Genomic DNA, 20,627 nt, shown 5'->3' with positions numbered 1-20,627 from the left:
CGCGCAGCAAGCCGGCTCGTCGACAGAGGATTCCGCAACGAACATGCCCATGAACGCAACCGCCATGCCCGTGCAGCAAAAACGCGCCGCCGCTTTCGGCGCCACCGCTGCCTTGCTCGCGCTGATCGTGCTGTCCGTCGCGTGGGAATGGTGGCTCGCGCCACTGCGCCCGGGCGGCTCGGCGCTGGTGCTCAAGGCCGTGCCACTGCTGCTCGCCCTGCCCGGCGTATGGCGGCATCGGCTTTACACGCTGCAATGGGCGTCGATGCTGATCCTGCTGTATTTTGCCGAGGGCATCGTCCGCGGCTGGAGCGACCGTGGCCTGAGCGCGCGCCTCGGCTGGCTAGAAACCACGCTCGCTGTAGTTTTCTTCGTCTGCACGCTCGCGTACGTCGCACCGTTCAAGCGCGCGGCCAAACAGGCAGCAAAGCAGGCGGCGAAGCAGGCCGCAAAAGAGAATGCAAAGCAGAACGCCGAGCAGGCCGAGGGAAGCGCACGATGAGAACAACGCTTTCCGCGTAGCCTATCCGCCGAACATCCTGACCGACCAATATGACCCAAGCCGCCTTCCTGAGCGCTTGCCGCGACGCCATCGGCGCCGTCCAGGTACTGACCGACCCGCACGATACCGCCCCCTACCTCACCGACTGGCGCCGCCGCTACGTCGGCGCAGCCTGCGCGGTGCTCTGCCCGGCCACGCCTGACGAAGTCGCGGCGCTCGTCAAACTCGCCGTCGAACATCGCATCGCGCTGGTGCCACAAGGCGGCAACACCGGTCTGGCCGGCGGCGCCACGCCGGATGCAAGCGGCGCGCAGGCGGTCATCAGTCTGCGGCGTCTGAACCGCGTGCGCGACATCGATCCGCACAACAGCACGATCACCGTCGAAGCCGGCGTCATCCTCGCCGAAGTGCAGAGACACGCCGGGGAAGCCGGCCGCCTGTTCCCCCTGAGCCTCGCCGCGGAAGGCAGTTGCACGATCGGCGGCAATCTCGCCACCAACGCAGGCGGCACCGGCGTGCTGCGCTACGGCAACACGCGCGAGCTGTGCCTGGGCCTGGAAGTGGTCACGCCGCAAGGCGAACTGTGGGACGGGCTGCGTGGACTGCGCAAGGACAACACCGGTTACGACCTGCGCGATCTGTTCATCGGCGCCGAAGGCACACTTGGCATCATCACCGCCGCTGTGCTCAAGCTGCATCCGCAGCCCGCCGCGCGCGTCACGGCGCTCGCCGCGCTCGCGTCGCCGCATGCAGCGCTCGATTTCCTGTCGCTCACACAGCGCGTCGCCGGGCCGCTTCTGACCGGCTTCGAACTGATGTCGGATTTCTGTCTGCGGCTGGTGGGCCGGCATTTCGAGCAGATGCGCTATCCGTTCGCCGAACCGCACGCCCAGGTCGTTCTGTTGGAACTGTCGGACAGCGAGAGCGAGGAGCATGCACGCGGACTGTTCGAGCGTCTGATGGAAACCGCGCTCGAAGAAGGCCTGGTCGAAGACGCCGTGGTCGCGGAAAACCTCACGCAGTCGCGGGCGTTCTGGAATCTGCGCGAGCACATCCCGCTCGCGCAGGCTGAAGAAGGCCTGAACATCAAGCACGATATCGCGGTGCCGATTTCGCGCATCGGCCACTTCATCGAGGAAACCGACGCGGCGATCGCTCAAGCCGTGCCGGGCGTACGCATGGTGACGTTCGGGCATCTCGGCGACGGCAATCTGCATTACAACGTGCAGGCGCCCGAGGGTGTCGACGCGAAGGCGTTCCTCGAGACCTGGCAAAACCCGATCAACCAGCTCGTCTACGACAGCGTGCACCGGCATCGCGGCAGCATCAGCGCGGAACACGGCCTCGGCCAGTTGAAAATCGACGAGGCGATGCATTACAAGCAGGATGTCGAAGTACAGCTGATGCGTGCCGTCAAACACGCGCTCGACCCGCTGAACCTGATGAATCCGGGCAAGGTGCTACGCTAGGGTTTGAAGCCCTCGCCATTGGGTGCGAGGGCCATTGCAGGAGCCGTCGCCGTGAAGATTCGAGTGCTGTCCGATCTGCATCTGGAGAACGACGAGCCCGAGCTGATCCCGCATGCGCACGCGGATCTGATCGTGCTGGCCGGCGACATCCACAATCACGCGGCCGGCCCGCGCTGGGCCGCGCAAACCTTCGACGGCGCCGTGCCGGTGGTCTACGTGCCCGGCAATCACGAGTACTACGACGGCGAATTCGGCGCGCTCGACGCGGCCCTCTACGACGCAGCCGCGCAAGTCGACAACGTGCATGTGCTGAACAATGCCACGCTGGTCGACCCGCAGGGCCGCTGGCGCGTGCTCGGCGCCACCTTGTGGACCGACTTCACGCTATACGGCGCGGATCCTGACACGCTCGCCGAGTCCATCGCCGCATCGCGCCGCGTGATGCTCGACTTCCGCGGCCTGATCCAGATGAACTGGCCGCACGATACGCAGGACTCGCCGCGCGACTTCACCCCTGACGATTCCCTCGCGCTGCACCGGCAGGCCCGCGCCTGGCTCGAACACGAGCTGGCCAGGCCGTTCGACGGCAAGACGATCGTCGTCACCCATCACGCGCCGCATCGGCTGAGTCTGGCCGAGCGCTACGCGGAAGACCGTGCGTCGGCCGGTTTCGTCAATCATTTGCCGGAACTGGTGCGCTCGCCCGTTGCGCTGTGGATTCATGGGCATACGCATACACCGTTCGATTACACCGTGAACGGCACGCGCGTGGTCTGCAATCCACGCGGCTATCTCGACCGGCGCACCCGTCAGCTGGAGAACCCGCTGTTTGCGTGGGATAAAGTCGTCGAGATATAGCGTCGGCTTGGGGCCGATCGGGGTAGCGCGGCAAGGCGCCAGGCACTACGCTGCTGTTGTCGTCGGGTTCGGGTCTTGCCGGTGCATCGGTGATGGCACGTTGGTGTTGGCGTGTTGGCACATCGGCGCCGCGCCAAATCGCACGAATAGCTCGAATCGGTGAAACCCGTCAGTCCGGTGATCTCCGGAGGTCATTCATGTGTGGTCGAATCAGCCAATACCGCGATCCGCATCTGTACGCACGGCAGCTTGGCTTCGCCGATCCGCTCATGCTGTTCGACGCCGCCGACCGCCGCCCCGGCTACAACCTTGCGCCGGGCACCCACCCGCTCGCGATTTACCCAGACCAAACGCTGCACGCGATTCACTGGGGTTACTGCCCGGGTTGGGCGCGCGAGCAGCATCTGCCGCAGACGATCAACGCGCGCGCCGAAACCGCGCCGCATACGCGCTACTTCGAAGATCTATGGAAAACTGGAAGGGTGTTGGTGCCGGCGGACGGCTGGTTCGAATGGCGCATGGAAGCGGCGCCCGGAACATCAAGCGGGGATAACACGGAGGACGCCAGCGCAACGGTCCGCCAGCCCTACTTCGTGCATCTGAAAAGCAACGCCCCGATGTACCTCGCGGCCCTATCGAGCGTACGCGGTACCGAACCGCAAACGGAAGGCATGGGATTGGTGATCGTGACGGCCACTGCAGACGCGGGCCTGATCGACGTGCATGGACGCCGCCCTCTGGTATTCGCGCCGGAGGCGGCGCGCCGCTGGCTGGATCCGACCCTGAAGCTTGATGAGCTCGAGCAGCTCGCACGGAGCGCCTGCCTGCCAGCCGCGCGGTTTCGCTGGCACCGGGTGAGCCCGGAAGTAGACCGCACGCTCAATGACGAGCCGGGTCTGATCGAAGCGCTGCTCTGAACGTCTCGGGCGCGGATCGAAACTGGCCGGCGGCCAGCCCGCAACCGCGCGGTAACGCGCAAGACACATAAAAAAATACAACAACAAGGTCAATCGACACACAGCCGGCAACCCGGCGGCGGGCGGCCGAGCCTCAACGATCGCGCCGTTGCCCTTGCAATTCAGGGCGCTCGACCTTGATCGGCACCAATTGCGGCTGCTGGTCGCGCAGGCGGCGCAGCAAATCGCGCGATGCGGCGATTCCGATCAGTCCCAACATAACGGCCACGCCGATCATCAGATGCGTATCCATGAATTCCTCGTCCTTCAATTGTTGCAGTTATTGCGGTTGTTGCGATTTGCCGAACGGCGGCGAATTGAACGCGTCCGGCTGAATGCGGCAGCGTATGAACCACACGTTAGCAAATCGACCGCGACGCAGAAGTAAGGAAATGTTGCGTCGCGGCACTTTTGTAACAGCTTGCCGCGCCGCATTGACCTGGAACTGTCAACAATGGTCAACCGCCCGCATGATGCGGCTTCAGCTACGCGCGAACTGGCGCAATTCTTCCTGATCGACGGCCAGCGTGGCGGGCAGTTCGTCGCGCAGGAATTCGACCCAGGTACGAATTTTCGCGTCCAGATACTGCCGGGACGGATACAGCGCATACAGATTCATTTCCTGCGATGTGTATTCCGGCAACAGCCACACGAGTTCACCACTACGTAAGCCGCTGATCGCCGAGTACAGGGGAATCAGTCCGACCCCCATGCCGTTGCACGCCGCGACCGCCATCGCTTCGGCGACATTCACCTGGAAGGTGGCCGGGCCGAGGGCGATGGTTTCCTCACCGTTCGGGCCGTCAAAGATCCATTTGTCAGTCGGAAATACCGGCGTCACCATTTGCAGACACGTGTGGCGCGCGAGGTCAGAAGGCGTTTGGGGCACGCCGTGCCGCTCCAGATAGGCCGGCGACGCGCATACAACGCTGAACGCGCTGCCCAGCCGCTGCGACACCAGCCCCGAATCCGGCAAACCGGTTGCCAGTGTCAGCGACACGTCGAAACCCTCGTCGAGCAGATCGGGCATGCGCTGCGCGAGCGTCAATTCGACATGCACGTCCGGATAGCGCTCCTGATAGCGACCCACCGCCGGCACCACATAGTGCTGGCCGAAGCTCGTCATCGCGTGGACCTTGAGTTTGCCGGACGGGCGCGCGTGGGCGTCGCTGGCCTCCGCTTCCGCCTGATCCACGTAAGCGAGGATCTGTTCGCAGCGTTGCAGATAGCGCTCACCCGCCTCGGTCAGCGCGATACGGCGCGTGGTGCGGTTCAGCAGGCGCGTGCGCAGGTGTGCTTCCAGATCGGAAACCGCGCGCGACGCATACGCCGTGGTCGTGTTCAGGTGCTGCGCGGCACCCGTAAAGCTGCCCGCTTCGACGACGCGGACAAATACGCGCATGTTTTGAAGCGTATCCATACCTTTTCCTGTCGATCCGGAGTTCGCGCTTTAACGCTTACTCCGGCCCCATGCAACATGATTGCAATAAAGTTGCTCGTGATCGGGAGCGATTGTTACACGATTCGCAAAGGCGATTGTCTCACAATCCGTAAAAATGCCTTGCATCTTTACCGGTTATTCCCCAATCAATCAAAAAATATAATGACGCACATGCTTCTATAGTCAAATTTGGAGGAAATCGTGCAGTCTCCGGTACAGAAAGGGATCGCTGCAGCCGCGGTTCTTACGATCCTATTAACAATCGCCGGCTGTGCCAGTACCGGAGGCATCGCGCCGCAAGACCGCGGAATCGAGCCCTCCTCGCTCGATGCAGGCAACGCCATCCGCGCCGCCAACGCAGACGCCCAATGGCCGGCCGCCGACTGGTGGCGCGCCTATAACGATCCGCAACTCAATGAATGGGTCGAAGCCGCGCAGTCGGGCAATCCGAGTCTTGCCGTCGCCCAGGCGCGCGTGCGCGAAGCCGTGTGGATGGCAGGCGTCGCCCGTTCGGCGCTGTCGCCGCAAGTCAACGGCAGCCTGTCGATCCAGCGTCAGAAATGGGCCGACAACGTCTATTACGGCCCAGGCCCGCTCGCGGGCGAGCAGTCGTGGAATAACACCGGCACGCTGGGCCTCTCCTACAACCTCGATATCTGGGGCAAGGACAAGAACGCCGCCGAACGCGCGCTCGACGCCGCCCATGCCAGCGCAGCGGACTTCCGCGCCGCCCAGCTCGAACTGGAAGGCAACGTGGTCCGCGCGTATATCGAACTGTCGCTGAACTACGCGCTGCTCGATATCGCCAAATCCACGCTGGAGCAACAGCAGCAGATCGTTGACCTCGCGAACCGCCGTCTGAAAGGCGGCATCGGCACCCAGCTCGAAGTGAGCCAGGCCGAAACGCCGATGCCGGAATACGAACGCCAGATCGATGCGATCGAAGAAAAGATCGCCCTCGGCCGCAATCAGTTGGCCGCACTGGCCGGCAAGGGTCCAGGCGCGGGCGACACGATCCAGCGCCCGACGCTCTCGCTCGACACCGCACCTGCCGGTCTGCCGAGCGCCCTGCCCGCGGATCTGATCGGCCATCGGCCGGACGTGGTCGCGGCGCGCTGGACGGTCGCGGCCCAAGCGCGCGGCATCGACGTCGCCAAGGCCAGCTTCTATCCGGACATTAACCTGCTGGCGTCGATCGGCGGGTATGCGGCAATGGGCCCGCTGTTCCAGTTCCTGAAAGACCCGTCGCATAGCTGGAGCGCGGGTCCGGCGCTGTCGCTGCCGATCCTGGACGGCGGGCGTCTGCGCTCGCAACTCGGCGCGGCGTCGGCTGGATACGACGAAGCGGTCGATCGCTATAACCAGTCGATCGTCGGCGCGCTGAAAGACATTTCCGATCAGGTGATCCGGATCCGTTCGCTCGCGACCCAGGCGCAGGACGCCGACCGTTCGGTCGCAGCGGCTCGTAAGAACTACGACCTCGCGCGCGAAGGCTATCGGCGCGGTTTGACCGACTATCTGAATGTCCTGATCGCGCAAAGCCAGTTGCTGCGCGCGCAGGAAGGCGTCGCGAAGATTCAGGCCGAGCGGCTGGGCGCGCATGCCTCGCTGGTCACGGCTTTGGGTGGTGGGCTCGACGAACCGGCCAATGGTCCGCAGGCGAACGAGACGCTGCCGGCGCATGCGAAGGGCAAGAGCCAGCCGGCGGCAGGCGCGGCAGCTGCGGCCAAACCTTCGGACGCGCCGACGCAGGACGGTTCGGCGAGTCATGTGGATAACCCCGCACCCGCTGCCTCCACGGTACAAGTACAGAGCCCGGCAGCCTCTGCGGCAAGACCGTCGAGCGCGACTGCCAAACGTGCGAGCGACACCGGCATGAGCGCTGCGGCTACCGCGTCTCGCCCGTCCGCCGCCGCAGCAGCGGCTGAGTAAGGAGGCCGACCATGTCAGCCTCCCCCTCTCCCGCCTCGCGCCCAGCATCGTTTGCCGCGCTCTACGCCGCCGCGGCCGACTGGGCGCGCACCGACGGTCTCACGTGGGTCTATCTGTTCAAAGCGCTGGCCGCCTGCTTCCTCGCGCTCGGCATCGCGATGAAACTCGACCTGCCGCAGCCGCGCACGGCGATGACCACCGTGTTCATCGTGATGCAGCCGCAAAGCGGAATGGTGTTCGCCAAGAGCTTCTACCGGATCTGCGGCACGCTGGTGGGCCTCGTCGTGATGCTTGCGCTGATCGGCCTGTTCGCGCAGCAGCCGGAACTGTTCATCGCGTCGACCGCGATCTGGGTCGGCATCTGCACCGCCGGTGCCGCGCGCAATCGCAACTTCAAGTCGTACGGTTTCGTGCTGGCCGGCTATACCGCCGCGCTGATCGGTATTCCCGCCTCACAGCATCCGGATGGCGCGTTTTTGAGCGCGCTGACGCGGGTCGCCGAAGTGGTGGTCGGCATCGTCTGCGCAGGCGCGGTCAGCGGGCTGGTGTTCCCGCAATTCGCCGGCTTGCAGATGCGTGGCACCGTGCGGGCGCGTTTCTCGGCGTTCGTCGAATATGTGTCGGCGTCGCTCGCCGGCCGCAACGACCGCGTGCAGATCGAAGCCACGAATGCGCGCTTTGTCGCCGATATCGTCGGTTTCGAAGCGGCACGCAGCGTCGCCGTGTTCGAAGGCCCCGATTCGCGGATGCGCGGTGGCCGTCTGGCGCGTCTGAACAGCGAGTTCATGACCGCGTCGACGCGCTTTCACGCCTTGCATCAGTTGATGAACCGGTTGCGCGATGCGAACACGAGCGGCGCGAGAGTCGCGGTCGATGCGCTGGAACCGTACTTCAAGGAAATCGCCCCGTTGCTCGCGAAGTCCGGTGAACCAGTGCTGAGCGCAGCGGACGCCGCTCACGCTGCGGCGCAACTGGATGCGTACAGAGCAGAACTGCCCAAGCGGGTGCGCTCGACACGCGCCGCACTGGAAACGCAGCCGGACGCACCGCTGCTCGACTTCGACACTGGCGCAGAACTGCTGTACCGCTTCATCGACGATCTGCACGCGTACGCGGCCACTTATGCGTCGCTTGCCGTCGACACGCACCAGCGTGAGCGCTGGATCGAGCGTTACGAACCGAAGACCAATGCGATCGCCGCCGGTGTCGCCGGTTTGCGGGCGGCCATCGTCATGATGGTGCTCGGCGCATTCTGGATCGCCACCGCGTGGCCGAGCGGCTCGACCTTGACGCTGGACGCCGCGGCGGTGTGCGCGCTGGCATCGTCATCGCCGGATCCGAAGCGCACGGCATTCCAGATGGCGGCCGGCACGCTGGTCGCCTCGGTGATGGGCATGATCGCGGTGTACGGCGTGTATCCGCACATCGACGGCTTTCCGCTGCTGTGCGCCGCGCTCACGCCGTTCCTGCTGCTCGGCGTATTCATGACGACGCGCCCCGCGCTGGCCGGCTACGGCGTCGGCTACTGCATCTTCTTCTGTTTCCTGGCCGGCCCGGACAACCTGATTCACTACGATCCGAGCGGCACCATTAACGATGCGATCGCGCTGGTGCTGTCGATGCTGGTGTGCGCGGTTGCGTTTGCCGTGCTGCTGCCGCCTTCGACGCCGTGGCTGCGCAACCGCCTGCTGATGGACCTGCGCCGCCAGGTCGCGCTGGCGAGCCGTGCGGGCATGCGCCGGGTGCGTTCGCGCTTCGAGAGCGGTGCACGCGATCTGATGTTCCAGATTAACGCGCTCGCGCAGAACGAACCCGAGCTCAAACGCGACACTTTGCGCTGGCTCTTCTCGGTGCTCGAAGTGGGTAACGCGGTGATCGACCTGCGCCGCGAAGTGGCGGCGCTGCCTCGCGACGCACGCTACGCGAAGTCGATGCCATGGCGCGTCACCGTGCGTGCGATGTGCGACGCGCTGACCGCGCTTTTCGAACGGCCGAGCGCGGACCGCTTCGACCGCGCGCTCGCCGCCACTACTGATGCGATTGCCGCCGCTCAACAGATGCTGGCGACCTTCACGCCACCGCGCGAGGAGCGGCATCAACTGCAACGCATTCTGAGTCAACTGCATTTCATTCGTACCGCGCTGCTCGATCCGCAATCGCCGCTTGAACCGTTGATGAGCGGACCTGCCAACGCGTCAGAAGGAGTTCGTCATGCCACGTGATATCGCCGTTTTCGACGCCTACGTACCGGCCATCGTGCTGCTGTTTATCGCGGGCGCCGCGCTTACCTGGGTGTTGGACCGCGTGATTGCCTATACGGGCCTGTATCGCGTGGTGTGGCATCCATCCCTGTTCCGGGCCAGCTTGCTCGTGTGTGTGTGCGGCGTGCTGAGTCTCGCCGTTTATCGTTGATCAGAGTCGAAACATGACTATCCGAAATATTGTTGGCTTCGTCGCGACAGCCATTATTTTTATCGTCGCGATTTTGATTGGGCGCGTGTTGTGGGTTCATTACATGGATGCCCCGTGGACACGTGATGGGCGCGTGCGCGCTGAAATTGTGAATGTGGCGCCTGATGTTTCCGGCGCGGTGGTTGATTTGCCTGTTAAGGACAATCAACTGGTCAAGAAAGGCGATCTGTTGATGCAGATCGATCCTTCGCACTATCAGATTGCTGTTGAGCAGGCGGAAGCTGCTGTGGCTGCGCGCAAGGCCGAGTTGCAGATGAAGCGGGATGATGCGCAGCGGCGGGCGGATATGGATGCTTTGGTTGTGTCCAAGGAGAGTCGTGAGAATGCGACTCATACTGCGTCGGCTGCTGAGGCTTCTTATCAGCAAGCGCTGGCTGCGCTCGACGCTGCGAAGTTGAATCTTGAGCGGACTCGCGTCGTGTCGCCGGTTGATGGTTATGTTACTAACCTGAATGTGTTTCGGGGCGATTATGCTACGGCTGGCTCAGCCAAGCTGGCTATTGTCGATAGTCACTCGTTCTGGGTTTATGGGTATTTTGAGGAGACTAAGCTTCCTCATGTTCGTATCGGTGATAAGGCTGAAGTTCGGTTGATGAGTGGGGGTACGCTGCAGGGGCATGTCGAGAGTATTTCTCGTGGGATTTATGATCGGGATAATCCTGAAAGCCGCGAGCTGCTGGCTGATGTGAATCCTACTTTTAATTGGGTGAGGTTGGCGCAGCGTGTGCCCGTGCGGGTGAAGATTGATTCTGTGCCGGAGGGGGTTGTGTTGGCTGCTGGGATTACTTGTACTGTTGTTGTTAAGCCAAGCTAAGGTGTTTTTGCCTGCGCGGCGCTTTGTCTGTTTGCCTGCGGCGTTGGCCTTTCCTTGTGTTCTTAGTGGTCTATTAGTGTTGCCCCTGTGCGGGGCGGCACTTACTTTCTTTGCCGCCGCAAAGAAAGATAAGCAAAGAAAGCGGCTCACCCCGCTAGCTCATAAGCGGGCCCCCGCACAGTCGCGGTAGTGGTGCATCTGGAATCTGTGTTCTCGCACATTCAGCGTCAGTGACACGGGCGTCATTCTTCCGGCGGCGCTGCGCGCGCCGACGCGGTGCTTCAGCTAGAGGTGTTTTCCTGGTCCTCGGCAACCGAAGCGTTTCCGGCTGCCGCCACGAATCCTGTGCGCGCACGATCGCTAGCGGTAGCTTTCTCCATCATCCATCGGTTGTACTGCGCGTAACTGAGCATCTGCGCCTGTTGGTTCGCGAGCAGCAAAATGACCTTTGAATCGTCGGGCGGGATTTCTCCGAACATCTCGTAGTGGAATGCGTGCGAGCTCACGTAGTTGACGGTCGGCGTGCTCAAGTGGGTACGCGTGTAGCCGCCGGATTGTACGGCTTTCCAGAATATTCTGTCGCCGACAGCACTTTGGGACGCGTCTTTGAAGAGCCACGCCGCGCATGCGGGAAAGGCCGCGCGCGTCAGAAAAAAACAGTTTGTGTCGTTGAAATTGACACCGTTGGACTCCGTACATGTGCCGAGCACGCGACCGTCGGCGGTGATGAGTGTTCGCGCCATCGTGACGACTTGCACACCAGTCTTCTCGACAGTCATGCGCATCGTTTCAATATGGTTTGGCTCGTACCAATTGTCGGCGTCCAGGAAACAGATGGCATCAAATCCACTGGCGGACGCACAGGCGGCGCCGACACCGCGAGGGGTATCCCCATAGTCGGCGTGATTGGGAATCTTGATGTGGACCACGCCCTCCCAGCTATCGACCTCAGCGTCAGGAAATCCATCGGCGACCATAAAGTGAGTCACGTCACCAGATTGCGCAAGGACGCTTTCGTGGCATCTCCGCAGAATGTGACGCGGCTCTTTATAGTAGGCGCTAATGACGGCGACGCGCATGAGGGTTCTCGGTAATATTGGCGGAGGCGCGGATTATATTTTGCAACCCACCTACCCCCATCTCAATTACCGATTACCCAAGACACTCACTTAACAGCCAAAGCAGTCAGGCATTCACCGTAAAGCTTACAGCCTGAACTTTCCAACCATCTGCTTCAGGCCGCGTGCCTGGTCATCCAGTGATCTGGCGGCCGCTGTGGCCTGCTCCACCAACGCGGCATTCTGCTGTGTGCCCGAATCCATCTGCGTCACCGCAAGGTTGATCTCCTCAATCCCCGCGCTCTGCTCGGACGAGGCCGCCGAAATCTCTCCCATGATGTCAGTCACGCGCTTCACCGCCTTGACCACTTCATCCATGGTCTGCCCCGCATCCTGGGCCAATGTCGATCCATTGCTCACGCGCTCAACCGACGTACTGATCAAGCCTTTGATCTCCTTGGCAGCGGCCGCGCTGCGCTGCGCGAGATTGCGCACTTCCGCTGCGACCACCGAGAAACCGCGGCCCTCCTCGCCCGCTCGCGCAGCTTCAACCGCGGCGTTCAACGCGAGAATGTTGGTCTGGAATGCAATCCCCTCGATCACGCCAATGATGTCGCCAATGCTCCGCGCGCTATCGTTGATCTCGTTCATCGTCGCAACCACGCGGCTCACCACGTCGCCGCCCTTCTCGGCAATCTCCGAAGCGTTGTTGGCCAGCGTGCTCGCCTGCTTCGCGTTGTCGGCGTTCTGCCGAACCGTCGAGGTCAATTGCTCCATGCTGCTCGCGGTCCGCTCGAGCGCCATCGCCTGGTGCTCGGTACGCTGCGATAAGTCCAGATTACCCATCGAGATCTCGCCCGACGCGGTCGCAATCGCGTCCGCACTGGAAGCAATGTCGGACACCGTCGTTGCAAGGCCACTCTGCATGTCGTGCAGCGCGTACAGCATGCTCGACTTGTCCTTGCGGCCCAGCGCGATCTGATTCGACAGATCGCCCGCCGCGATCCGGCTGGCAATTTCCTTTGCGTACGCCGGCTCGCCGCCGAGCTGGCCAGCAAGGCGTCGCACCACCCACTCGCTTATGCCAAACGCCAGAGCGATCAGCGCGACCGTCATCACCGCGATCATCACGAACGACGAATGGAAAATAAAACCCGACGCCTCAATCGTCGCCTTGGCGGCCGTGCCGCGTTGCGCAACGAGTTCGTCGACGAGTTTTTCGAGCTTGCCGGTCTCGACCAGCAGCGATACATCCTGCGTGCCGACCTGCCAGTTCATCTGCGACAAGTCGAGCGGCTGCGCTTTCACCAGCGTCACAAAATCACGCAAATGGCCGCTCCACACCGCGACGGCAGCGGCGAATTTCTTCTGCTGGTCGACGGCCCCCGCGTCGGACGTGTCGACGTACTGTTGCAGTGTGCCGAGCTCCGTGGCGAGACCACTCAACCCCTTGTCGATGTCGGCGCCGAGATCGTCGCGTTCCTTCGCGGTCGTTGCGGTCAGCAGCATCTTTTGCGCGCGGCTCGCGCGCAGCATGTGACCGCGTGCTTCTTCGGCAGCGCGGCTGGCAACGTGGCCCTGGTCGTAAATCGATTGCGCGGAGGCGTTCAGGCGACTGATCTGGGTCAGCGAAAACACGCCGATCGCGAGCGTGCCGATCAGCAGCACCGCAAACGCAAGCCGCAACATGGCCTTCACCGACAAGCCCTTGAGCCGCACGGCACGCGAGCGGCTGCTCTGGCCACGCGATGGCGACGGTTTGCCCGCCACTTCCCCTTCCGGTACGAACCCCGCGCCCGTCTGGCCGGCCAGCGACACTGCTTTCATATTCCTCGTCCCCACGTATCGAACTGCCGGAAAGGTCGGTTCCGGCATTAGTGCTTATCTCTCCGGGTCTACGGCATAAACGTCTGCGATCTTTAACGCCGCTCGCGTCATGCCGACCGTCGTGCCCGGTCCTCGACGCGTCACTTTGTAAGCTTCGCGCCCGCGACCGTTTTATACACGGCCAAAAATCCCCAAACCGCTTTTATCGGACGACTTGCCGGGCGCGCGTGGAAATGGCAACACACTCGCCCAAAGCACCGCCGCGGTGCGCCAGTTTCCCGATCCAGGCGCATCCGCGACACCCGGACACGCCAACAAGTGTCCGATTCGCGACAAAACTTGTCCTTACAATTCATCGAAGCCACATTAAACTTCGACAAATAGCTGACAACGCCGGATGCTGCGTCGAAATGCCGCAGATATCAAACAGGCAGGCGAATACGAAGAACGACGCGAAGAACAACGACCCGCCAGCAGCTTTAATCGATGACCCCTTACCCCTCTCTTCTTTCTCATCTAGCGTATGGAAACGAGCCTCGAAAAAAGCGCCCTCGCCGGCGCCTCAGCCTCTCCCGCGGGTTCTGCCAACCCTGCCGCTGCCGCGCAGCCGGCCGCTAAAGTCCAGCGCACGGTCTACTCCGTGCTGGGTGCGATCAGCTTCTCGCATCTGCTCAACGACATGATCCAGTCGTTGATTCTGGCGATCTACCCAATGCTGAAAGACAACTTTTCGCTGTCGTTCGGGCAGATTGGTCTGATTACGCTGACCTACCAGATCACGGCGTCGCTGCTGCAGCCGATCGTCGGCAGCTATACCGACAAGCATCCGAAGCCGTATTCGTTGCCCGTCGGCATGGGCTTCACGCTTGCCGGCCTGCTGCTGATGTCGGTCGCGCCGAGTTTCGGCGTACTGCTGGTGGCGGCCGCGCTGGTCGGCTGCGGCTCGTCGGTGTTCCATCCGGAATCGTCGCGGGTGGCACGCATGGCCTCGGGCGGCCGTCACGGTCTGGCACAGTCGCTGTTCCAGGTGGGCGGCAATGCGGGTTCGTCGCTCGGGCCGCTGCTCGCCGCGTTGATCGTGATTCCGCACGGCCAGCGCAGCATCGCGTGGTTCTCGGTGGCGGCGCTTGTCGCGATCGTCGTGCTCACGCAAATCAGCCGCTGGTACAAGGCTCATCCGGCGGTGAAAAAGGCGCGCAGCCAGACTGGTCACGCGACACTGTCGCGCAACCAGGTCATGTTCGCGATGGGTGTGCTGATGCTGCTGGTGTTCTCGAAGTACTTCTACCTGGCCAGCATCAACAGCTACTTCACCTTCTATCTGATCGACAAGTTCCATCTGCCAGTGCAGGCCGCGCAGATCCACCTGTTCGTGTTCCTCGCGGCAGTCGCGGCCGGCACGGTGATCGGTGGCCCGATCGGCGACAGGATCGGCCGCAAATATGTGATCTGGGTGTCGATCCTCGGCGTCGCGCCGTTCACGCTGCTGCTGCCGTACGCCAACCTCTTCTGGACCGGCGTGCTGACAGTGATCATCGGTATCGTGCTGGCCTCGGCGTTCTCGGCGATCCTCGTCTATGCGCAGGAGTTGATTCCCGGCAAGGTGGGGATGGTCGCGGGCCTCTTCTTCGGTTTCGCGTTCGGTATGGGCGGGGTCGGCGCGGCCGTACTCGGGCAATTGGCCGACGCCACCAGCATCACCTACGTGTACAAGGTCTGCTCGTTCCTGCCGCTGATCGGCATGCTGACGGTGTTCCTGCCGAACGTCGAAGGCAAGCGCGCGAAAGCGTGATGGGGTCGCTTCGGGTTGCATGAAGAAAAAGGCGCTACGGCGCCTTTTTCTTTGGGGCGTCCCCCGCTCATGGTGAACCCGCGTTGTCCGCAGGGCAGCGCCTGCTCTATGCTTGTGCGGATGGTCGTACTGCTCTCTCGCCGCGGCTAACCGCCGTACGACTCGACATCCGTTCACTCACGCAGCAGAAGGATCGCCGCCGATGCCAAGCTACCGCGACTTCCACCGCCGTTCGATCGAGCAACCCGAGGAATTCTGGCGCGATGAGGCGCGGCGGATTCATTGGCAGACGCCGTTCGATACCGTGCTCGACCGCTCAAATCCACCGTTCGCGCGCTGGTTCGTCGGCGGCCGAACGAACCTGTGTCACAACGCGGTGGACCGGCATATGGCCGAGCGTCCGCAGCAGAATGCGCTGATCTACGTGTCGACGGAAACCGGTATCGAGCGGCGCTACACCTACGCCGAGCTGTACGCCGAAATCAACCGGATGGCCGCGGTGATGCGTTCTCTGGGCGTCAAGCGTGGCGACGTCGTGCTGCTCTATCTGCCGATGATCCCCGAGGCGCTGTTCGCCATGCTGGCATGCGCGCGGCTCGGCGCGATTCATTCGGTGGTGTTCGGCGGCTTCGCGGCGCCCAACCTGGCGGCTCGCATCGACGATGCCAAACCCGCGCTGATCGTCACCGCCGATGCCGGCGCGCGCGGCGGCAAAGTGATCGACTACACGCCGCTGGTGGACGAAGCACTCGCCCGCGCGACCCACAAGACTCCGCATGTGCTGCTGATCGACCGGCAACTTGCACCCGAGCGGCTGAACGCGAGCTATCTGGTCGCCTACGAGCCGCTGCGCGAGCAATTTTTCGACGCCCATGTGCCGTGCGAATGGCTCGAATCGAACGAACCTTCGTATGTCCTATACACGTCGGGCACCACCGGCAAACCGAAGGGCGTGCAGCGCGACGTCGGCGGCTATGCGGTGGCGCTGGCGGCATCGATGGAACACATCTTTCAGGGCAAGCCCGGCGACACGATGTTCACCGCATCGGACGTGGGCTGGGTGGTCGGCCACAGCTACATCGTCTACGCGCCGCTAATCGCGGGGCTCACGACGGTGATGTACGAAGGCACGCCGATCCGCCCGGACGGCGGCATCTGGTGGCGTCTCGTCGAACAGCACAAGATCAATATCATGTTTACCGCGCCGACCGCATTGCGCGTGCTGAAAAAGCAGGACCCGGCGCTGCTGAAGAAAGCCAATCTATCGAGCCTGCGCACGCTGTTCCTCGCCGGCGAGCCGCTCGACGAACCGACCGCGGCATGGATTACCGACGCGCTTGGCAAGCCCGTGATCGACAACTACTGGCAGACCGAAACCGGCTGGCCGATGCTGGCGATTCCGCGCGGCGTCGAAGCGCTGCCCACCAAGCTAGGCTCGCCGGGCGTGCCGTCGGCCGGTTTCAATCTGACCTTGCGTAACGAACTGACCGGCGAGCCCTGCCCGCCAGGCGAAAAAGGCGTACTCACGCTGGGCTATCCGCTGCCGCCGGGCTGCATGTCGACGGTATGGGGCGACGACACGCGCTTTGTCAGCACGTACTGGTCGAGCATTCCGAACCAGCAGGCCTACTCGACCTTCGACTGGGGTATTCAGGACGAAGACGGTTACGTGACGATCCTCGGCCGCACCGACGACGTGATCAACGTCGCCGGCCATCGGCTCGGCACACGCGAGATCGAGGAAGCGCTGTCGAGCCATGCGGCGGTCGCGGAAGTGGCGGTCGTCGGCGTGACGGATGCGGTGAAAGGTCAGGCGGCAATGGCCTTCGTGGTGCTGCGCGACGCGCAAGCTTATGCGGATGACAAGGCAAGAGCCAGGCTGGAAGCCGAACTCACCGCGACGGTCGACCGCCAGCTCGGCGCGATTGCGCGGCCGGCGCGTGTGGTGGTGGTGTCGATGCTGCCGAAGACGCGTTCGGGCAAGCTGCTGCGCCGCGCGATTGCAGCGCTGGCCGAGGGACGCGAACCGGGCGATTTGCCGACTATCGAAGATCCGGCGGCATTGCAGCAGGTGCGTGAGGCGTTGGGAGATTTACCGAAGCACTAGCGATCGGCGAGGCCGATCGCGCCGTGAACGGGCAGCACACTCGTACGCTGCCGCCGGTTTGGATTGCATGCTATCGGCCGGCTGACCAACACCCCGCGCGCCCAAGCGTCGAGCATGTCACGCCACCCGGCGCGCCTCCAGAAACCGCGTCAAGATCGCATTCGAATATGTCCCTGCGATCTCCGTCAGAAACGATACGAACGATTGCGGCGCGTGATCGTCGGCGGTGTCGGAGATGGTGCGCACCACCGCGCACGGCACACCGTACTCGTAACAGACCTGCGCGATCGCTGCGCCTTCCATCTCGACAGCGAGCGCATCCGGCAGCGCATCGCGCAAGGCTTTGACGCCCGTTGCACTCGCGACGAACTGATCTCCGCTGATGATCAAGCCGCGATGGACGCGCGGCTCGCGCGTGCCGAAGCGCGCAGCCGACGCGGCGCCCTCTTCAGCGACAAAACGCTCGCAGGCCGCGGCCAGTTGATCGGCAAGCGCCGCATTGGCGGTAAAACGTGACACGCCGAGCAAAGGCACTTCGAACCGCGGAAACAGTGGCGACGCGTCGAGATCGTGCTGCATCAGCGCGTTGGCGACGACGATATCGCCGACCCGCACCTCCGTCCCCACTCCACCCGCGACGCCCGTGAACACGACCGCCTCGACATCGAACGCATGGATCAAGGCGCTGACGGTGGCCGCCGCCGCGACTTTGCCGACGCGCGCCAGTGTCACGACGCATGGCGCGCCGTGTACGGTGCCGAGGTGATAGTCACGCTGACCGTGGGTGATAGTGCGTACGCCGGATTCGGCACGCATCGCTTCGATCAGATCGCCGAGTTCCTGCGGCAAGGCCGCCAGAATGCCAAGCGGACGATGCGAGGTAGAGGCGCTCATTCGACCGCCTGCAATTTGGCGACCGCCAGCGCCAGCCACTTCTCGCCGTGCCGCTTGAATTTGACCTGGGCCTTGGCATCCGTGCCACCGCCTTCCAGCGCCGTGATCGTGCCTTCTCCAAACTTGGTGTGGAACACCTGCTGGCCGACGCGAAAACCCGTTTCAGCCGCGCGCTGTTCGTTCGCAAAAGCCGGCAACGGCGCCGGCGTCGACGACGAAGGACCCGTGTAGCCCGGTCGCGCGAACCAGTCACGACCATAACCGGCGTTATCCGAGCGGCCGCCCCAACGCGCGCCCGCCTCGACCTTCGGCGTGAGCCACTTGAGGGTTTCTTGCGGCAGTTCGTCGAAGAAGCGCGAGCGGATGTTGTAGCGCGTCTGGCCGTGCAGCATCCGGCTCTGCGCAAACGACAGGTACAAACGCTCCTTTGCCCGCGTGATCGCCACGTACATCAGACGGCGCTCTTCTTCCAGCCCGTCCGACTCCATCGCGCTGTTTTCATGCGGGAACAGCCCTTCTTCGAGCCCGGTGATAAACACCGCCGTGAACTCGAGGCCCTTGGCCGCGTGCACCGTCATCAGCTGCACCGCTTCCTGACCGGCTTGCGCCTGGTTGTCGCCCGCTTCCAGCGATGCGTGCGACAGGAAACCGGCGAGCGGTGTCATCGTGTCGGGATTTTGCGCCGGATCGGCGATGTCGGGCGCGTCAAACACGACGGTATTCGGATCGTCGGTCGCGACGGCCAACTCGGGCGCCGCGGTCGCACCGGGGCGCAGCGGAATCGAGCGCGCCGGCGTATCCATGCCGTAGCCTTCTTCGCTGACGAACGCGGCAGCCGCGTTGACCAGTTCCTGCAAGTTCTCCAGCCGGTCCTGGCCTTCGCGTTCGTTCTGATAGAACTCCGTGAGACCACTCGTGCGGACCACGTATTCGACCGTTTCCGGCAGGCTCATCTGCTGCGTTTCCGCGCGCATCTTGCCGATCAGGTTCGCGAAGCCGGCGAGGCTCGACCCCGCCTTACCCGCGACATACGGAATCGCGGCGGCCATCGAGCAGTTGTACAGACGCGCCGCATCAGCGAGTTGCTCGATCGAGCGTGCCCCAATACCGCGCGTGGGGAAATTGACGACGCGGGCGAACGCGGTGTCGTCGTTCGGATTGTCGATCAGGCGCAGATAGGCGAGCGCGTGTTTGACTTCCTGACGCTCGAAAAAACGCAGACCGCCGTACACCTTGTACGCGATACCCGCATTGACCAGCGTATGTTCGATCGTGCGCGACTGCGCGTTGCTGCGATACAGGATCGCGACTTCGCTGCGCGACGTGCCGGTGCTGATGAGCGCCTTGATTTCCTCGACGATCCAGCCGGCTTCCTGCGTATCGGTGGCGGACTCATAGACGCGCACCGGTTCGCCGTGCCCCGCGTCGGTACGCAGATTCTTGCCCAGCCGCCGCGAGTTATTGGCGATCAACTGATTGGCCGCGTCGAGAATATGGCCGTGCGAGCGGTAGTTCTGCTCGAGCTTGATCATGTGCCGGACGTTGAACTCGTGTTCGAAGTCGCGCATGTTGCCGACATTCGCACCGCGGAAGGCGTAGATCGACTGATCGTCGTCGCCGACCGCGAAAATCGAGTTGGTCTGCCCGGCCAGCATCTTCAGCCACGCATATTGCAGCTTGTTGGTGTCCTGGAACTCGTCGACGAGAATGTGCCTGAAGCGCGCCTGATAGTGGGCGCGCAGCGGCGGATTGTGCGCCAGCAGTTCAAAGCAGCGCAGCAGCAGTTCCGGAAAGTCGACAACACCTTCGCGCTGGCACTGTTGGTCGTAGGCTTCGTAGAGTTCGACGAATTTGCGGTTGAAGTTGTCGGTGGCGTCGACGTCTTTCGGCCGCAGGCCTTGTTCTTTGGAATTGTTGATGAAGTACTGGAGATTTTTCGCTGGGTACTTTTCATCGTCGATGTTAAGGCCCTTCATCAGACGCTTGATCGCGGAGAGCTGGTCGGCGGTATCGAGGATCTGGAAGGTGGCGGGCAGGCCGGCGTCGCGATGATGCGCGCGGAGCATCCGGTTGCACAGGCCGTGGAAGGTGCCGATCCACATGCCTCGCGTGTCGATCGGCAAGAGTGCCGAAAGACGCGACATCATTTCGCGGGCGGCTTTATTGGTGAAGGTCACCGCCAGGATGGTGGCGGGCGACGCCAGGCCGTGCTGGATGAGCCATGCGATCCGGGTGATGAGGACGCGGGTTTTGCCGCTGCCCGCGCCGGCAAGGATGAGCGCCGGCTCATTGGGGAGCGTGACGGCGGCGTGTTGTTCGGGGTTTAGATTGGCTAGCAGATCGGGCATTTTTTGGGAGGACGGCAAGTGCGTCCGACATTATATGCCCCTCCGGGGTTGGGGTTTTTTTGGGGGTTTTTGCCTGCGCGGCGCTTTTTTCTGGTTGCCTGCGGCGTTGGGCTTTGCTTGAGCTGTTTGCCTGCTTGGCGCTTTCTCTCTGTGTGCT

Annotated in this window: 16 protein-coding genes; 10 read left to right on the top strand and 6 right to left on the bottom strand. The window is 63.0% G+C overall.

Going from position 1 to position 20,627, the window contains the following annotated elements:
* The first annotated feature begins 43 nt into the window (after positions 1–43).
* From PQQ96_RS34295 to PQQ96_RS34280, 4 genes are all read left to right on the top strand, one after another.
* The gene (locus tag PQQ96_RS34295) at positions 44–502 is read left to right on the top strand and encodes a DUF2069 domain-containing protein (protein WP_408300763.1); all 459 of its coding nucleotides are present in this window, start codon (positions 44–46) and stop codon (positions 500–502) included.
* A gap of 50 nt (positions 503–552) precedes the next feature.
* Positions 553–1,971: an FAD-binding oxidoreductase gene (locus tag PQQ96_RS34290; protein WP_408300748.1), complete on the top strand. Its 1,419-nt coding sequence runs from the start codon at positions 553–555 to the stop codon at positions 1,969–1,971.
* Positions 1,972–2,022: 51 nt separating this feature from the next.
* The gene (locus PQQ96_RS34285; protein ID WP_408300746.1) at positions 2,023–2,829 is read left to right on the top strand and encodes a metallophosphoesterase; all 807 of its coding nucleotides are present in this window, start codon (positions 2,023–2,025) and stop codon (positions 2,827–2,829) included.
* Positions 2,830–3,026: 197 nt separating this feature from the next.
* Positions 3,027–3,746, top strand: a complete 720-nt coding sequence (locus tag PQQ96_RS34280) for an SOS response-associated peptidase (RefSeq protein WP_408300744.1) — start codon at positions 3,027–3,029, stop codon at positions 3,744–3,746.
* A 133-nt stretch (positions 3,747–3,879) separates the two neighbouring features.
* Here the strand turns inward: PQQ96_RS34280 and PQQ96_RS34275 are convergent, their stop codons facing one another.
* The gene (locus tag PQQ96_RS34275) at positions 3,880–4,038 is read right to left on the bottom strand and encodes a hypothetical protein (RefSeq protein WP_408300742.1); all 159 of its coding nucleotides are present in this window, start codon (positions 4,036–4,038) and stop codon (positions 3,880–3,882) included.
* A 228-nt stretch (positions 4,039–4,266) separates the two neighbouring features.
* Positions 4,267–5,205, bottom strand: a complete 939-nt coding sequence (locus tag PQQ96_RS34270; protein WP_408300740.1) for a LysR family transcriptional regulator — start codon at positions 5,203–5,205, stop codon at positions 4,267–4,269.
* A gap of 222 nt (positions 5,206–5,427) precedes the next feature.
* On the opposite strand from PQQ96_RS34270, the gene PQQ96_RS34265 reads away from it, so the two are divergent.
* From PQQ96_RS34265 to PQQ96_RS34250, 4 genes are read left to right on the top strand one after another with little or no spacing between them, the layout of a single operon-like run.
* Positions 5,428–7,158, top strand: coding sequence for an efflux transporter outer membrane subunit (locus PQQ96_RS34265; RefSeq protein ID WP_408300738.1), 1,731 nt, complete (start codon positions 5,428–5,430; stop codon positions 7,156–7,158).
* An 11-nt stretch (positions 7,159–7,169) separates the two neighbouring features.
* On the top strand, positions 7,170–9,380 hold the full coding sequence (locus PQQ96_RS34260) for an FUSC family protein (RefSeq protein WP_408300736.1): 2,211 nt from the start codon (positions 7,170–7,172) through the stop codon (positions 9,378–9,380).
* Complete coding sequence (locus tag PQQ96_RS34255) at positions 9,370–9,570, top strand: DUF1656 domain-containing protein (protein WP_179733202.1); 201 nt, start codon at positions 9,370–9,372, stop codon at positions 9,568–9,570. Before PQQ96_RS34260 ends, PQQ96_RS34255 begins: the two co-directional genes overlap by 11 nt.
* A gap of 13 nt (positions 9,571–9,583) precedes the next feature.
* Positions 9,584–10,444, top strand: a complete 861-nt coding sequence (locus tag PQQ96_RS34250; protein ID WP_408300734.1) for an efflux RND transporter periplasmic adaptor subunit — start codon at positions 9,584–9,586, stop codon at positions 10,442–10,444.
* Positions 10,445–10,725: 281 nt separating this feature from the next.
* Here PQQ96_RS34250 and PQQ96_RS34245 read toward each other — a convergent pair whose 3' ends face one another.
* Together PQQ96_RS34245 and PQQ96_RS34240 are read right to left on the bottom strand one after the other, a co-directional pair.
* Positions 10,726–11,523 (bottom strand): glycosyltransferase family 2 protein, encoded by a 798-nt coding sequence (locus tag PQQ96_RS34245; protein WP_408300732.1) that lies wholly within the window; start codon positions 11,521–11,523, stop codon positions 10,726–10,728.
* Between the two features lie 126 nt (positions 11,524–11,649).
* A complete protein-coding gene (locus PQQ96_RS34240) occupies positions 11,650–13,329 on the bottom strand; it encodes a methyl-accepting chemotaxis protein (protein WP_408300730.1) in 1,680 nt (559 codons plus the stop codon).
* Positions 13,330–13,852: 523 nt separating this feature from the next.
* On the opposite strand from PQQ96_RS34240, the gene PQQ96_RS34235 reads away from it, so the two are divergent.
* Both PQQ96_RS34235 and PQQ96_RS34230 read left to right on the top strand, forming a co-directional pair.
* Complete coding sequence (locus PQQ96_RS34235) at positions 13,853–15,121, top strand: MFS transporter (protein WP_408300728.1); 1,269 nt, start codon at positions 13,853–13,855, stop codon at positions 15,119–15,121.
* Positions 15,122–15,323: 202 nt separating this feature from the next.
* Complete coding sequence (locus tag PQQ96_RS34230; protein ID WP_408300726.1) at positions 15,324–17,228, top strand: propionate--CoA ligase; 1,905 nt, start codon at positions 15,324–15,326, stop codon at positions 17,226–17,228.
* A gap of 117 nt (positions 17,229–17,345) precedes the next feature.
* On the opposite strand, the gene PQQ96_RS34225 is transcribed toward PQQ96_RS34230, so the two are convergent.
* Together PQQ96_RS34225 and PQQ96_RS34220 are read right to left on the bottom strand one after the other, a co-directional pair.
* Positions 17,346–18,122 carry a 5'-methylthioadenosine/adenosylhomocysteine nucleosidase gene (locus PQQ96_RS34225; RefSeq protein WP_408300724.1) on the bottom strand — a complete coding sequence of 259 codons (777 nt, stop codon included), beginning with the start codon at positions 18,120–18,122 and terminating at the stop codon, positions 17,346–17,348.
* Positions 18,119–20,470 carry a UvrD-helicase domain-containing protein gene (locus PQQ96_RS34220; protein WP_408300761.1) on the bottom strand — a complete coding sequence of 784 codons (2,352 nt, stop codon included), beginning with the start codon at positions 20,468–20,470 and terminating at the stop codon, positions 18,119–18,121. Before PQQ96_RS34220 ends, PQQ96_RS34225 begins: the two co-directional genes overlap by 4 nt.
* Between the last annotated feature and the right edge of the window lie 157 nt (positions 20,471–20,627).

The sequence above is a fragment of the Paraburkholderia sediminicola genome, from assembly GCF_046027825.1.
Taxonomy (GTDB): Bacteria; Pseudomonadota; Gammaproteobacteria; order Burkholderiales; family Burkholderiaceae; genus Paraburkholderia; species Paraburkholderia sediminicola_D.
The sequence above is the reverse complement of the archived record's forward strand: the minus strand, read 5'-3'. Positions and strand labels throughout refer to the sequence as shown.

Bases quoted from the DNA above. Each gene is read 5' to 3' on its own strand.
- PQQ96_RS34245 (WP_408300732.1), bottom strand. From the start codon at position 11,523: ATGCGCGTCGCCGTCATTAGCGCCTACTATAAAGAGCCGCGTCACATT.
- PQQ96_RS34290 (WP_408300748.1), top strand. From the start codon at position 553: ATGACCCAAGCCGCCTTCCTGAGCGCTTGCCGCGACGCCATCGGCGCC.
- PQQ96_RS34235 (WP_408300728.1), top strand. From the start codon at position 13,853: ATGGAAACGAGCCTCGAAAAAAGCGCCCTCGCCGGCGCCTCAGCCTCT.
- PQQ96_RS34260 (WP_408300736.1), top strand. From the start codon at position 7,170: ATGTCAGCCTCCCCCTCTCCCGCCTCGCGCCCAGCATCGTTTGCCGCG.
- PQQ96_RS34225 (WP_408300724.1), bottom strand. From the start codon at position 18,122: ATGAGCGCCTCTACCTCGCATCGTCCGCTTGGCATTCTGGCGGCCTTG.
- PQQ96_RS34250 (WP_408300734.1), top strand. From the start codon at position 9,584: ATGACTATCCGAAATATTGTTGGCTTCGTCGCGACAGCCATTATTTTT.
- PQQ96_RS34220 (WP_408300761.1), bottom strand. From the start codon at position 20,470: ATGCCCGATCTGCTAGCCAATCTAAACCCCGAACAACACGCCGCCGTC.
- PQQ96_RS34275 (WP_408300742.1), bottom strand. From the start codon at position 4,038: ATGGATACGCATCTGATGATCGGCGTGGCCGTTATGTTGGGACTGATC.
- PQQ96_RS34270 (WP_408300740.1), bottom strand. From the start codon at position 5,205: ATGGATACGCTTCAAAACATGCGCGTATTTGTCCGCGTCGTCGAAGCG.
- PQQ96_RS34295 (WP_408300763.1), top strand. From the start codon at position 44: ATGCCCATGAACGCAACCGCCATGCCCGTGCAGCAAAAACGCGCCGCC.
- PQQ96_RS34280 (WP_408300744.1), top strand. From the start codon at position 3,027: ATGTGTGGTCGAATCAGCCAATACCGCGATCCGCATCTGTACGCACGG.
- PQQ96_RS34240 (WP_408300730.1), bottom strand. From the start codon at position 13,329: ATGAAAGCAGTGTCGCTGGCCGGCCAGACGGGCGCGGGGTTCGTACCG.
- PQQ96_RS34230 (WP_408300726.1), top strand. From the start codon at position 15,324: ATGCCAAGCTACCGCGACTTCCACCGCCGTTCGATCGAGCAACCCGAG.
- PQQ96_RS34255 (WP_179733202.1), top strand. From the start codon at position 9,370: ATGCCACGTGATATCGCCGTTTTCGACGCCTACGTACCGGCCATCGTG.